Raw genomic sequence first — 14,012 nt, 5'->3', positions numbered from 1 at the left:
AATTTTGTGAAAATAAAAGTATTGTTAGTTGATGATCATACAGTTGTTTTAAAAGGATTAGCGTTTTTCTTAAGCACACAGGAAGATTTAGATTTAGTTGGAGAAGCGAATAATGGGAAAGAAGCGTTAGTGAAAGTAGGAGAAATAAATCCTGATGTTATATTAATGGATTTATATATGCCTGAAATGGATGGTGTTGAGGCGACGGCATATATTAAAAAAGAGTATCCAAATGTGAAAGTAATTGTGTTAACTAGCTTTTCTGATCAGGCGCATGTGTTACCTGCATTAAGGGCTGGAGCAAGTGGGTATATTTTAAAAGATGTAGAACCGGATCAGCTTGTTGAGGCTATTCGAAGTGCATATAAAGGTAATATTCAATTACATCCGGATATAGCAAATGCTCTTCTCTCTCAAACATTACCTGTAGAAGAAAAGGAAGAAGAACCTTCTATTCAAGTAGATGTGCTAACAGCGAGAGAAAATGAGGTGTTGCAACTATTAGCAAAAGGGATGAGCAATAAGGAAATTGCATCTGTTTTAGTTATTACAGAAAAGACAGTTAAGGCGCATGTAAGTAGCATTTTGAGTAAATTAAATTTATCCGATCGTACACAAGCGGCGTTATATGCAGTGAAAAATGGAATTGTATAAGACAAAAGTCGTAAGACCTAGTTCGCCTTTAGAAGGTGGACTTTTTTTATGGAAAAATACGTCTATGTGAGGACGAAATTGTCTTGATATAAAGATAAAATATGTTTGTAAGCAACAAAACAACAATTACAAGGGATACCTTTTTTGAAAGCATATAACAACATAAGAGTGAGTACTAGGAGGAAGAAATAATGGAAACAGTTTTATTCGTTAAAGCAAACAACCGTCCAGCGGAACAAGCAGTTAGTGTAAAATTATATGAGGCATTTTTAGCAAACTATAAAGAAGCACACCCAAATGATACAGTAGTAGAACTGGATTTATATAAAGAAGAATTACCATATGTAGGTGTAGACATGATCAATGGTACATTCAAGGCAGGTAAAGGATTTGATTTAACAGAAGAAGAGGCAAAAGCAGTAGCAGTTGCTGATAAGTATTTAAATCAATTCCTAGAAGCTGATAAAGTTGTTTTCGGCTTCCCATTATGGAACTTAACGATTCCAGCAGTGCTACACACATATATTGATTATTTAAACCGTGCTGGTAAAACGTTCAAATACACGCCAGAGGGTCCAGTTGGCCTAATCGGTGATAAGAAGATTGCATTATTAAATGCACGAGGCGGCGTATATTCAGAAGGTCCAGCAGCTGAGGTAGAAATGGCTGTTAAATATGTAGCAAGTATGATGGGCTTCTTCGGCGCAACAAACATGGAAACAGTAATTATTGAAGGACATAACCAATTCCCAGATAAAGCGGAAGAAATCATTGCTGCAGGTCTTGAAGAAGCAGCTAAAGTAGCAAGTAAATTTTAATTAAAATTATAATCGTCACTCGAAAAGGCAGCATTAACATGTAAACGTTAATGCTGTTTTTTTATATTTTTAGTTCATCAGCAAGTTTTTTTAATTGAATTCGATCTCGTATGTAATAGGTTCTTCCGTCTTTTTTTAAGTAATTTTGTTGGCAAAACTGATTTAATACATATAAAAGATGACGGTAGCTGACATTTAAATATTCCGAGGCCTCAGTATGCTTTTCTATATAACAATTATTTTGTTCTGTTAATAAAATAAAAGCAGCTAATCGATTTTCAAAAGGATAACTATAGTTTTTTGCGTAATTTTCAGTGCGAGTAATTGTCTTTTCTCCAATAAATTTGCATAAGTGCTGTAAAAACGTTGCATCTTGTAATAAAAGTTGCTGACAATCTTTAAGAGGAAGTGCCAAACAAACACAATCTTCTAGTACTTCAACGGACTTAGTAATATTTTCTACTCCTATTAATCCTAATTCCCCGATAAAAGATGGTGCTTGAATAAAATTAATTAATGAAACCTTCCCGTTTTTATGACTCATATATATTTTTGCCTTCCCAGAAATTAAGTAATAGAGATAAGGGAGAGTATTTCCTTCGCTACATATCATCTCTTTCGTTTGAAAAGAATGTAGCTCTACATATGGCAAGACATGAAATGAAAATAGGGTATGGAATTGATGGATTTGCATGTATTGATAAATTTCTTCCTCATTTTTGCTGATTTTCATATTTTCACCCCTATTTATAGTATGAGATATCTCCTATTATCTTTACAAGAAGGAATGATACGATTTATGTAAATTTGTTTTTGTAGAAAAGAGAGTGTGATGAGTTTATGAAAAAATATAAAACATTGCTATTTGATGTAGATGATACATTATTAGATTTCCAAAAGGCTGAAAAAGTGGCTTTACGGGTGCTTTTTGAAGAGAAGGGAATCCCTTTAACAGACGAGATAGAGGCTCGTTATAAAAAAATAAATAAAGGTCTTTGGGATGCTTTTGAAAAAGGGGAACTATCACGCAATGAAGTTGTAAATACACGATTCTCTCTGTTGTTTAAAGAGTATGGAGAAGAAGTAGACGGAATATTATTCGAAAATAATTACCGTAACTACTTAGAAGAAGGAAATCAACTCATGCAAGGTGCGTTTGAATTTATAAATCAAATTCAAGGGGAGTATGAGTTGTATATAGTGACAAATGGTGTTTCTAAGACGCAAGATAAACGTTTGCGTAATGCAGGGTTACATTCATTGTTTAAAGATGTTTTTGTTTCGGAAGATACAGGTTTTCAAAAGCCGATGAAAGAGTATTTTGATTATGTTTTTGAACGGATTCCTAACTTTGCACCTGAAGAAGGGCTGATTATTGGGGATTCATTAAGCGCAGATATTAAAGGTGGATATGTAGCGGGAATTGATACTTGTTGGTTTAATCCAGAAAGGAAGTTAAATGATAGTGGGATTATACCGACATATGAAGTGCATAATTTTGAGGAGTTAGAAGCGTTATTAAAGCAGCATGTGTAATAAAAAAATAGACAGTGGAGCTTTCGTCTCCACTGTCTATTTTTGTTAATTTGTATTTTCGTTATGTTTTGGGAGTGGAAAGGCATTCCCAATAGCAGCTGCACCAAGCATGGGCAATAGTAAATTAAGCGGGAAAAACATAAGTAATAGCAATGTAATAGCTATTGGCTTTCGTAACGCATAGCTCGAAAGTGCTGTCGTTACGATAGCAACGGATGCTACTGGATCTATAGGAAGAATAGATGCTATAGCGTATCCAATACTTGATCCGGAAAATATAATTGGGAATATATGTCCACCCCGCCACCCTGTGTTCAAACAAACGGCAGTAATACACAACTTTAAAATCCCTGAAAGAAGTAGTATCCAAAAAGATAAATGGCTCCATTCAACAACTAACTCTTTTAATTGATGTTCCCCTGAAAATAATGTGTACGGAAGAAAAGTTCCTGCAATTCCTAATAAAATGCCACCGATAATTCCGAGTGTCAGCTTGTATTCCCTAAAAGGGTGAATTAACTTCTCTAAAGTGAATTCTAACTTGAAATAAAAGAAACCAACTATAGCACCGATACTAGCAAGTGGAAGAAATGCGATCCATTCATTGAAAGAAAGTGCACCTTCCCCGAAATCAACTATAAAGGATCCACGATTATCGAGTTTACTCAGTAGTAAATAAACAGAAAAACCTGCGAAAGTAGTAGCTAAGTATACAATTGCCTTTTTTCCTTTAGAAAAAGCAGCAATTTGTTCCCCCTCATTTTCATTCGGTGCTAAATAACCGAATAATGGTGCGTTAAAAATGACACTTAAAGTAGCGCCAATTCCAATCTCGGTTAGCTCATTCATACCCTTTAAGGCAAATTTAAAGCGATCCCCTACCCATGTGCACAGTCCGCCTATAATTCCAACTAGTGCGGCTTCTGGACCAAGACTAGCTCCGAAAATTAAAACAATAATCGCTGTTAAAGTAGCCTGATGGACAAAGCGATATTCGATTCGACCAGTTTTTTTATATTCAGTCATCACTTCAGGCATAAGGCGTGGGTATGTACCGAAATATTTTTGTGATAGACCAACGAGGACTCCGCCAATTATTGTTACGCAAAGGGTGTAATAAGAGGGATAAGAGAGAACTTCAGGCAAGTATCCCCAAATAAAGTGGATTCCAATATTTATTGTGACTAAAAATAACCAGACTGTAGCTCCTACTATAGATCCTAGAAGAATGCCATATAGAGCAAGTATGTACTGCATATCTTTTTTATTTGTCATGTTATACCTCCGTTATGTAAATCTCAGTAGGGAAAAAGTGAAATATACTAGTGGAAAATGGATTGAATATATATAGTATCTTTTTGAGAGGACCGCCTATTCAACATATAGGCTGAATTTTAGAGAATTTGAATTTATAGGTTAAATTACTTATTTAATTTTATAGACTGATTTGAGTTTTTTAAAGGTCTTTTTTGAAATAGACTAGAATATATTTCTTTTGTTGCTTTATATGAAACTGTTAACATTTATTTTAGAACATTCAGAAAAACTGTTTGACATTAGGAAATTATTGCTATAAAATCAACGGTAATTGCATAGTCTTATCAAGAAAAGGTGGAGGGACAGGCCCGATGAAACCTTGGCAACAGCCGTATAACGGAATTGTGCCAAATCCTGCAGGTAGTAATCCTGAGAGATAAGAAAGAGCCTTTAGAGCGTGTTTTCAAACTGCTTCTTTCTTGTTTTCAGGAAAGGGGCAGTTTTTTATTTTGTATAAAAGAAAGGAGAATGAGAGATGGGAGAATCATGGGGAAAAGGAACGATTTGTGTGCAAGGTGGCTATACGCCAAAGAATGGTGAACCACGTGTTTTACCACTTTATCAAAGCACAACTTATAAATACGATACTTCGGATGATTTAGCAGCTCTATTTAACTTAGAGGCAGAAGGATATATTTATACGCGTATTGGAAACCCTACTCTAGCCGCATTTGAGCAGAAGTTATCAGATTTAGAAGGCGGTGTAGGAGCTGTTGCAACGGCTTCTGGGCAAGCAGCTATTATGCTTGCAGTTTTAAATATTTGTAGTAGTGGGGATCATTTACTTTGCTCTTCAACTGTTTACGGGGGAACGTTTAATTTATTTGGGGTGAGTTTACGTAAGCTTGGCATTGATGTTACGTTCTTTAATCCAAACTTAACGGCAGATGAAATTACGGCACTTGCTAACGATAAGACGAAACTTATCTATGCAGAATCATTAGGAAATCCAGCGATGAATGTTTTAAATTTCAAAGAATTTTCAGCTGCCGCTAAAGAATTAGAGGTACCTTTTATCGTTGATAATACATTAGCAACTCCTTATTTATGCCAAGCGTTTGAATATGGGGCAAATATTATTGTTCATTCTACGACTAAATATATCGATGGGCATGCGAGCTCTTTAGGCGGTATTGTAATTGACGGTGGAAACTTTGATTGGACAAATGGAAAATATCCTGAGCTTGTTGAACCAGATCCAAGTTATCACGGTGTAAGTTACGTTCAAAACTTTGGTGCAGCAGCATATATTGTGAAAGCACGTGTTCAACTATTAAGAGATTATGGAAATTGTATGAGTCCATTCAATGCATATATTAGCAATATTGGCTTAGAGACTTTGCATTTACGAATGGAGCGTCATAGCGAAAATGCTCTGGCAGTTGCTAAGTGGCTTGCTAATCATGAACGTATTGAATGGGTGAATTATCCGGGATTAGATAGTAATGAAAATTACTCGTTAGCACAAAAGTATTTGAAAAAAGGTGCTAGTGGGGTTTTAACATTTGGTATTAAAGGGGGATTAGAAGCAGCAAAAGAATTTATCGCAAATGTAAAACTAGCAACTCTTGTAACGCACGTAGCTGATGCACGAACTTGCGTTATACATCCCGCTAGTACGACGCATAGACAATTAAATGCTGAAGATCAGCGTTTAGCTGGTGTTACATCTGATTTAATTCGTTTATCGGTTGGTATAGAAGATGTTTCTGATATTATTGCAGATTTGGAAGCAGCTCTAGTTGGAGGCAAAACACATGCCAATCATAATTGATAAAGATTTACCGGCTCGCAAAGTGTTGCAAAAAGAAAATATTTTTGTAATGACGAAGGAGCGAGCAGAAACACAAGATATACGCGCTTTGAAAATTGCTATATTAAATTTAATGCCAACGAAGCAAGACACAGAAGCACAATTACTTCGCTTAATTGGAAACACACCGTTGCAATTAGATGTTCATTTACTTCATATGGAATCACATCTGTCTCGTAATGTAGCGCAGGACCATTTAACGAGCTTTTATAAAACTTTTCGTGATATTGAAAATGAAAAATTTGATGGGCTCATTATTACAGGAGCACCAGTTGAAACTCTTTCTTTTGAAGAAGTAGATTATTGGGAAGAGCTTAAACGTATTATGGAGTATTCAAAAACGAATGTAACATCTACGCTCCATATTTGCTGGGGGGCACAGGCTGGTTTGTACTATCATTATGGTGTTCCAAAGTATCCCCTTAAGGAAAAAATGTTCGGTGTATTTGAACATGAGGTTTGCGAGCAACATGTGAAATTGTTACAAGGATTTGATGAATTGTTTTTTGCTCCGCATTCTCGTCATACAGAAGTACGAGAGAATGATATTAGAGAAGTGAAAGAATTAACATTGTTAGCAAACTCTGAAGAAGCAGGTGTTCACCTTGTTATTGGGCCAGAAGGAAGGCAAGTTTTTGCCCTTGGACATAGCGAATATAGTTGTGAGACGTTAAAACAAGAATACGAACGAGATCGTGACAAGGGATTAAATATTGATGTGCCAAAAAACTATTTTAAACATAATAATCCAGATGAAAAGCCGCTTGTTAGGTGGAGGAGTCATGGTAATTTATTGTTTTCTAATTGGTTGAATTATTACGTGTATCAAGAAACCCCTTATATATTGTAAAGAAAGATTGTGTAACACGTGGCAACGTTTTCCTTGTAAAGATTAACTTATATTTTTCCGAATGTTCAAAATACATTGTTTTTCAGATTTTTTACTCATATAATTTCATCTAAACACAATTTTTGAGGGGTGGACAGTACTATGAAAGAAATTCAAGTTGGGTTATTAGGTCTTGGGACAGTTGGTAGTGGTGTGGTTCGTATTATTACAGATCATCAAGAACGACTCATACACCAAGTAGGTTGTCCAGTTAAGGTAACGAAAGTATTAGTGCAAAACATTGAGAAAGAGAGAGAGGTAGAGGTACCTTCTACTCTATTAACACAAGATGCAAATGAAATTTTAGATAATCCAAATATTGATGTTGTCATCGAAGTGATGGGTGGCATTGATGATGCAAAATCATATATTTTACAAGCTTTAAAAAGCGGAAAGCATGTTGTAACTGCAAATAAAGACTTAATGGCATTACATGGAGCTGAATTATTAGCGACAGCAAAAGATAATAAGGCTGATTTATTCTATGAGGCGAGTGTGGCAGGGGGAATTCCAATTTTACGCAGTATCGTAGAAGGACTTTCTTCAGATCTTATTACGAAAGTAATGGGAATTGTAAATGGAACGACAAATTTTATTTTGACGAAAATGTCAGATGAAGGGAGAGCATATAACGACGTGTTAAAAGAAGCCCAACAACTTGGATTTGCAGAAGCAGATCCAACATCAGACGTAGAAGGTTTAGATGCAGCAAGAAAAATGACGATTTTAGCTACTCTCGGTTTCTCTACAAATGTAGAGCTTGGAGATGTGAAAGTAAAAGGGATTACCTCTATTACAGAGGAAGATATTGAATACAGTAAGAGCTTAGGTTATACAATTAAATTAATCGGTCTTGCAAAACGAGATGGTGAAAAATTGGAGGTTACAGTTGAACCAACTTTACTTCCAAATACACATCCTCTTGCGGCAGTACAAAATGAATATAACGCTGTGTATGTGTACGGTGAAGCAGTTGGAGAAACGATGTTTTATGGACCAGGCGCAGGAAGTTTACCGACAGCGACAGCTGTTGTTTCGGATTTAGTTGCTGTAATGCAAAATATTAGATTAGGGGTAACAGGAAATAGTGCTGTAGTCCCACAATATCAAAAAGTATTAAAAGAGCCAGACGAAATTGTCGTGAAAAAGTTTTTAAGACTGCATGTAAAAGACGAAATTGGTGTATTTGCAAAAATTACTTCATTGTTCTCTGAGCGTGGCGTTAGCTTTGAAAAGATTATTCAAATGCCGCTTGAAGAGAAAGGAAAGGCTGAAATTGTAATTGTAACGCATCGTGCGTCTCTTGCTGATTATGATTATATTCTACATACGTTGCAAGGGTATGAAGAAATCGATTGTTTGAAAGCGAACTATCGAATTGAAGGGGATGCTAAGTAGTATCTCTTACCATAAAACAGAAAGAGCCTATTAAGCAGCTTGCTTAATAGGCTCTTTTCTATTTAAAATCTGCGTACCAACTTGAATAAATGCTTGGATAATCCAGCCTGTTGTAAAGGATAAGATGATTGTTCCAAAATAGATAGGTCCATCTAATAAAAAGCTTAACGTTAAAAATAAAAAGGCTAATGAAATCTCTGTTCTTCTAAACGTCCATTTTTTCTTTTCAGCAACCGTTAAAACGAAAGCTTCTTGAGGCGCCGCGCAAAGGTTTGTAGAGACGTAAAGACCAATTCCAGCTCCAACGAATAGATTTCCGCAAATAAGTGTTATATATTTTGGAAGAGAGCGGATAGCGTCCATAATAGTTGTAATGGAACCAATCCAATCAACAAAAAGAGAAATAAGAACCATCGTTACAATTGTACCGATTGTAATTTGTTTTTTATTCCAAAAGAGTACGATAAGTGTAAAGGCAAAGTTAATCATGAAAATCCAAAAACCAATGCTTATCCCAAAATTTTGATATAGTGCAATAAAGAAGGAATCATAAGGACTAAGTCCAAAGGAAGTAATTGTTGTCATCATATTAATACCGATGGCAAGAATGAGTAAACCGCCAATGAAAAATATATATTCTAATTTGAATCGAAGCATAGTTGTATATCCTTTCTACATGTATTTGCTAGGAAAGGATATATTGTGGAAAGCTTACCAGGTCAAGGGAGAATTTTTGTGAGAAGGGGAAAATGAGATGACAAATATAAGAAAGATTGCTGAACTTGCTGGAGTATCTGTTTCAACTGTTTCACGTGTACTAAATAATCATCCGTACGTAAATGAACAGAAACGAAAAGAAATTTTAGCAATTATAGAAGAATTAAATTACACGCAAAACGTGAATGCAATTCATTTAGTGAAAGGAAAAACGAATGTAATTGGCGTTTTATTGCCACACGTAAATGATCAATATTATAGTGCTATTATCGAGGGGATATCAAAAGAAACAGCAAAGAATAATTATAATATGATGCTTTGCCAGACAAATTATAGCGAAGAAAGAGAACTAGAAATTTTAAATATGTTAAAAATGAAAAAGCTTGATGGGGTTATTATTTGTTCTCGGACAAATAGTAAGGAGAAGCTTGAAGAATATACGAAATTCGGCCCGATTGTTATGTGTGAAGAAATAGATTCGAAGTATATTTCAAGTGTCCATATCGATTACTACAAAGTATTTTCACGTGGGATGAAAAGTTTAATAGATGCCGGTCATACACGTATTGGATATTGTATTGGAAGAAGTAATAGCGTTAATAGCCAAAGACGAAAGAAGGCGTACGAAGATTCGCTTCAACAGAGTATCGTAACATCGTTAGAGACCTGGAAATTTGAGGGATGTTTTACAGTGGAAGATGGACGCAATGTAATTAGAGAATGGGCTCATATGTCAGTAAAACCGACGGCGTTCCTTGTATCTTGTAACCATATTGCAGCGGGGATGGTTACAGAAGCAAAAAAACAAGGATTTCGTATTCCAGAGGATATTACGATTATCGGGTGTGATGATCAAGAGGTGGCAGATATATTGGGTATAACGACGATTTCGCATTCTAGTAAAAACGTTGGAGTGAAAGCGTTTGAATTATTATATGAAAAGATTAATGAAGAGAAATTAGATGTGAAGCATATAGAGTTATTACCAGAGTTAGTAGATAGAGAAACGACATAATTGAGAAGGTGTGAAAATCGCTTTTCAAAATTTCGTTTGGTATAATTATGGACAATCTATGAGGGCTAAAAGGGGTTTTGATATGAGATCAAAAGTAGTAAAAGTAATTCTACTCATTACAATTGCATCTTTCTGTTTATTTGCATATGGCTTTGTTTCAGGTGTAAATGATGTATTAAATCCGAAAGCTTCAAATTTAATTAAAAAGACCGATGTAGTGGCAAAAGAGAAAAAGAAAACGGGAACGTTACAAATCGTTAGTTTAGGTGATTCATTAACGCGTGGCGTTGGTGATAAAGAAGGAATTGGCTATGTTGGGCGAATGAAAGAGGATTTACAAAAAGATTATAAGCAAAAAATTGCATTAACAAATTTAGCAGTTAGTGGTGCAAAAATGCCCGATTTATTAAAACAAATTGAAAGTAGTGGCGCTCAATATTCAATTAAGCAAGCAGATGTAATCGTGTTAACGATCGGCGGGAATGATTTGTTCCCAGGCTGGGAATCGCTCGGGAAAATAGATTTAGAGACGTATCGTCCTGATACAGAAACGTTTCAAAATGAAGCAAAGAAAATTATAGAAGAAATTCGTAAATTAAATGCAAATAGTCCGATTTTTTGGCTTGGTTTATACAATCCTTTTGAAGATGTAGAAGATTTAAAAGGGTCTTCAAACATTGTTGTGGACTGGAATGCATCTTTAGAGAAGTTAGCGCTAAACGATAAAAATGTGTATATTACACCGACATTTGATTTATTCCAAAACCGCGGGAAAGATTTATTATACTCTGATCATTTTCATCCGAATGAAGTAGGTTATACGTATATGGCAGAACGTTTAGTTCAAAATGTTGTAAGTAAATTAAAACTAGAACAAGGAGGGGTAAAATGACGACGATACTTTCCGTACGAGACTTGAAGAAGGTAATTGGAAAGAAGACTCTTGTAGAGAATATTTCCTTTGATGTAAAGCAAGGAGAAGTATTCGGGTTCCTAGGACCAAACGGTGCTGGAAAGACGACTACCATTCGAATGTTAGTCGGATTGATTAAGGCGACAGAAGGTAAGATTTCTATCGGTGGTTATTCGATTGAGGAAAATTTCAGAGAAGCGATGCGTCAAATTGGGAGTATCGTTGAAAACCCAGAGTTGTATACATATTTAACAGGATGGGAAAATTTAAAGCAATTTGCTCGTATGTTAGGTGATATATCAGATGAACGTATTATTGAAATTGCTGAAATGGTTCATTTAGATGAAAGAATTCATGACAAGGTAAAAACGTACTCACTTGGTATGAAACAACGCCTTGGAATTGCACAGGCGCTCCTTGGGAATCCTAAATTGCTTATATTAGATGAGCCAACGAATGGTTTAGATCCAGCAGGGATTAGAGAACTTAGGGAATTTATACATAAGCTTGTGAAAGAAGAAAATATGAGCGTGTTTATTTCAAGTCACTTGCTAAGTGAAGTGCAAATGATATGCGATCGCGTTGCTATTATTCATAAAGGAAAGATGATAACAGTTGCCAAGGTTGAAGAATTAATTAAAACAGCAAGTGATCGTGTAGAATGGATTGTTACACCAATTTCTAAGGCGAAAGATATGCTAGAAGCGGCCGAGGAAATAAGAGAAGTGAGTGTAAAAGGCGAGCGATTACTATGCCGCATGGATATTGCATCTATAAGTAGTTGGAATAAAAAATTTGTAGAAAATGAAATAGATGTACATAGCGTTAAGGAGCTTGTATTTACGCTAGAAGATTTATTTATTGAACTCACAAGGGGTGAGCAGCATGCGTGAATTTGCGAATCTAGTTTTAAATGAATCAGAAAAGATTTACCGTAAGAAACGTATTTTTGTTGTCATGCTTATTTTAGCAATCTTGATCCCGCTTTTTGTGTACGCGCAGTATCGTGAAATAGAAACGACACAAAAAAGACTCGGTACAACTGATTGGAAGGTTTCATTGCAACAGCAAATTGTTGATTCTCAGAACCGATTGAACAATTCTAGGTTGCCAGAAGAATGGCGTGATTGGTTAAAGGTAAGAGTTGAGCAACAACAATATTATTTAGATCATAATATTAACCCGATGGCACCGGGTGCACCGACTTTTGTCAGAGCATTTATTGAACAAGGAATTACATTGTTTATTCCGCTTCTCGTAATGATTGTCGCTATTGATATCGTTTCAGGAGAACGAAGTGATGGGACAATGAAGATGTTACTTACGCGGCCGATTCGGCGCTGGAAAATACTCCTTAGTAAATACGTGACGATGTTATTTTTCATTTCGCTCATACTGTTTCTTGTAGGTTTGTTTGCTTACATATTATCAGGGCTTGTATTCGGATACTCGGGATGGAATTTACCTGTTTTAACAGGATTCGTCATTGATAAGGAAACGTTAAATACGAACTTTGTGCATCTGATTCCGCAGTGGCAATACATCTTAATGGCGTATGGACTAGCCTGGTTTGTTGCTATCGTTGTCGGAACTATATCATTTATGGTCTCTGTTTTAATTCGTAATACACCAGCTGGTATGGGCGTTATGCTAGCTGCATTAATTGCAGGCGGTATCTTAAGCTCGTTCGCAACATCTTGGGAAGGTGCGAAATATATTTTTAGCGTGAATTTATCATTAACGGATTATTTATCAGGAAAATTACCTGCATTACAAGGCTTATCAATGGGATTTTCTTTGATGAATTTAACTGTTTGGGCAGTTGTTTCCCTTATTATTTCGTTCTTAGTATTTACAAAACAGGATATGTTGAATTAATTAGACAGGAAGTGACAGTATGGAAAATGTTTTAAAGAATGATTGGGGACCATTATTGGCACCAGAATTTGAGAAAGAGTATTATCGTACTCTATCCAGTTTTTTGACAGAAGAGTACAGCACGCATGTTGTTTATCCGAAGGTAGAAGATATTTTTAACGCTCTTCAGTATACAAGTTATGAAAATACAAAGGTTGTTATTTTAGGACAAGATCCATATCATGGACCGAATCAAGCGCATGGTTTAAGTTTTTCTGTACAACCTGATGTTAAAACACCACCATCATTGTTAAATATGTATAAAGAACTTCGAGATGAATATGGTTATGAAATCCCGAATAACGGTTATTTAGTAAAATGGGCGGAACAAGGAGTATTACTACTAAATACCGTATTAACAGTTCGTCAAGGCGAAGCAAATTCTCATAAGGGAAAAGGATGGGAGCACTTCACAGATCGTGTGATTGAACTGTTGAACGAACGTGCAAAGCCAGTTGTTTTCATATTGTGGGGGCGCCATGCGCAGGCGAAGAAGAAGTTAATTACGAATCCGAATCATCATATTATCGAATCTGTACATCCAAGCCCATTATCGGCAAGACGTGGTTTCTTTGGTAGTAAGCCATACTCTAAAGTAAATACGATTTTAGCTAATATGGGAGAAAGAGAAATTGATTGGGAAATTCCAAATTTATAAATAAAAAAGGTAGTTAACAGTCGTTAACTACCTTTTTATTATTGTTGTTCGTTCTTTAATTTTGCATCTAGTACAAAAGTACCAAATGGGATAACTGATGAAACAAATGCTCCAAGTGCCCATAAAATTGATTTACGGTGTACGATTGTTACTTGAATTACTGCAAAGATGAATAGAATAAACAGAACACCATGAGCCATGCCTGTAATTTTAACAGCTGTTGCAAATCCTGCGAAATATTTCAATGGCATTGCTACAAATAATAGTAATAGGAAAGAAATACCCTCAACTAGTCCAATTGCTCTTAATCGTCCGATTGGTGTAGATAACATAAAGTAGCCTCCTTTAACGTATGCTTGTATATAGT

Annotated in this window: 15 protein-coding genes and 1 riboswitch; of the genes, 11 read left to right on the top strand and 4 right to left on the bottom strand. The window is 35.6% G+C overall.

The genetic code is table 11. From position 1 onward, the window contains the following. The first annotated feature begins 6 nt into the window (after positions 1-6). Positions 7-654 carry a response regulator gene (locus MHH27_RS27900; RefSeq protein WP_098835652.1) on the top strand — a complete coding sequence of 216 codons (648 nt, stop codon included), beginning with the start codon at positions 7-9 and terminating at the stop codon, positions 652-654. A 191-nt stretch (positions 655-845) separates the two neighbouring features. After that, positions 846-1,472 carry an FMN-dependent NADH-azoreductase gene (locus MHH27_RS27895; protein WP_089172051.1) on the top strand — a complete coding sequence of 209 codons (627 nt, stop codon included), beginning with the start codon at positions 846-848 and terminating at the stop codon, positions 1,470-1,472. Between the two features lie 61 nt (positions 1,473-1,533). On the opposite strand, the gene MHH27_RS27890 is transcribed toward MHH27_RS27895, so the two are convergent. Next, complete coding sequence (locus MHH27_RS27890; protein ID WP_000703310.1) at positions 1,534-2,205, bottom strand: transcriptional regulator YeiL; 672 nt, start codon at positions 2,203-2,205, stop codon at positions 1,534-1,536. Between the two features lie 107 nt (positions 2,206-2,312). On the opposite strand from MHH27_RS27890, the gene MHH27_RS27885 reads away from it, so the two are divergent. After that, the gene (locus MHH27_RS27885; RefSeq protein WP_000760188.1) at positions 2,313-3,008 is read left to right on the top strand and encodes a YjjG family noncanonical pyrimidine nucleotidase; all 696 of its coding nucleotides are present in this window, start codon (positions 2,313-2,315) and stop codon (positions 3,006-3,008) included. 45 nt (positions 3,009-3,053) lie between these two features. Here the strand turns inward: MHH27_RS27885 and MHH27_RS27880 are convergent, their stop codons facing one another. Beyond that, positions 3,054-4,283, bottom strand: a complete 1,230-nt coding sequence (locus MHH27_RS27880; protein ID WP_340944754.1) for a chloride channel protein — start codon at positions 4,281-4,283, stop codon at positions 3,054-3,056. 320 nt (positions 4,284-4,603) lie between these two features. After that, a riboswitch (SAM riboswitch) is annotated at positions 4,604-4,708 on the top strand. 92 nt (positions 4,709-4,800) lie between these two features. Between MHH27_RS27880 and MHH27_RS27875 the strand changes: the two genes are divergently transcribed. The 3 genes from MHH27_RS27875 to MHH27_RS27865 all read left to right on the top strand — a co-directional run bounded on the left by MHH27_RS27875 (position 4,801) and on the right by MHH27_RS27865 (position 8,425). After that, positions 4,801-6,099 (top strand): bifunctional O-acetylhomoserine aminocarboxypropyltransferase/cysteine synthase, encoded by a 1,299-nt coding sequence (locus MHH27_RS27875; RefSeq protein ID WP_340944753.1) that lies wholly within the window; start codon positions 4,801-4,803, stop codon positions 6,097-6,099. After that, positions 6,083-6,988, top strand: a complete 906-nt coding sequence (metA, locus tag MHH27_RS27870) for a homoserine O-acetyltransferase MetA (RefSeq protein WP_001121531.1) — start codon at positions 6,083-6,085, stop codon at positions 6,986-6,988. Before MHH27_RS27875 ends, metA begins: the two co-directional genes overlap by 17 nt. Positions 6,989-7,129: 141 nt before the next feature. Next, positions 7,130-8,425 carry a homoserine dehydrogenase gene (locus tag MHH27_RS27865; RefSeq protein WP_000659109.1) on the top strand — a complete coding sequence of 432 codons (1,296 nt, stop codon included), beginning with the start codon at positions 7,130-7,132 and terminating at the stop codon, positions 8,423-8,425. 30 nt (positions 8,426-8,455) lie between these two features. Here MHH27_RS27865 and MHH27_RS27860 read toward each other — a convergent pair whose 3' ends face one another. Continuing rightward, entirely contained in the window at positions 8,456-9,082 is a 627-nt protein-coding gene (locus MHH27_RS27860) for a YczE/YyaS/YitT family protein (RefSeq protein ID WP_000943411.1), read from the bottom strand. Between the two features lie 97 nt (positions 9,083-9,179). On the opposite strand from MHH27_RS27860, the gene MHH27_RS27855 reads away from it, so the two are divergent. From MHH27_RS27855 to MHH27_RS27835, 5 genes are read left to right on the top strand one after another with little or no spacing between them, the layout of a single operon-like run. Continuing rightward, positions 9,180-10,157, top strand: coding sequence for a LacI family DNA-binding transcriptional regulator (locus MHH27_RS27855; protein WP_053563286.1), 978 nt, complete (start codon positions 9,180-9,182; stop codon positions 10,155-10,157). A 10-nt stretch (positions 10,158-10,167) separates the two neighbouring features. Next, a complete protein-coding gene (locus tag MHH27_RS27850) occupies positions 10,168-11,049 on the top strand; it encodes an SGNH/GDSL hydrolase family protein (RefSeq protein ID WP_015055217.1) in 882 nt (293 codons plus the stop codon). Beyond that, positions 11,046-11,963: an ABC transporter ATP-binding protein gene (locus tag MHH27_RS27845; RefSeq protein ID WP_090978321.1), complete on the top strand. Its 918-nt coding sequence runs from the start codon at positions 11,046-11,048 to the stop codon at positions 11,961-11,963. The genes MHH27_RS27850 and MHH27_RS27845 overlap by 4 nt, the downstream gene beginning before the upstream one ends. Beyond that, a complete protein-coding gene (locus MHH27_RS27840) occupies positions 11,956-12,948 on the top strand; it encodes an ABC transporter permease subunit (RefSeq protein WP_090978319.1) in 993 nt (330 codons plus the stop codon). Before MHH27_RS27845 ends, MHH27_RS27840 begins: the two co-directional genes overlap by 8 nt. 19 nt (positions 12,949-12,967) lie before the next feature. After that, positions 12,968-13,645 carry a uracil-DNA glycosylase gene (locus tag MHH27_RS27835; RefSeq protein WP_000432541.1) on the top strand — a complete coding sequence of 226 codons (678 nt, stop codon included), beginning with the start codon at positions 12,968-12,970 and terminating at the stop codon, positions 13,643-13,645. Positions 13,646-13,683: 38 nt separating this feature from the next. Here MHH27_RS27835 and MHH27_RS27830 read toward each other — a convergent pair whose 3' ends face one another. Next, entirely contained in the window at positions 13,684-13,977 is a 294-nt protein-coding gene (locus tag MHH27_RS27830; protein ID WP_000953396.1) for a DUF3817 domain-containing protein, read from the bottom strand. Between the last annotated feature and the right edge of the window lie 35 nt (positions 13,978-14,012).

It is taken from the genome of Bacillus sp. FSL L8-0152, from assembly GCF_038006365.1.
Taxonomy (GTDB): domain Bacteria; phylum Bacillota; class Bacilli; order Bacillales; family Bacillaceae_G; genus Bacillus_A; species Bacillus_A cereus.
The sequence above is the reverse complement of the archived record's forward strand: the minus strand, read 5'-3'. Positions and strand labels throughout refer to the sequence as shown.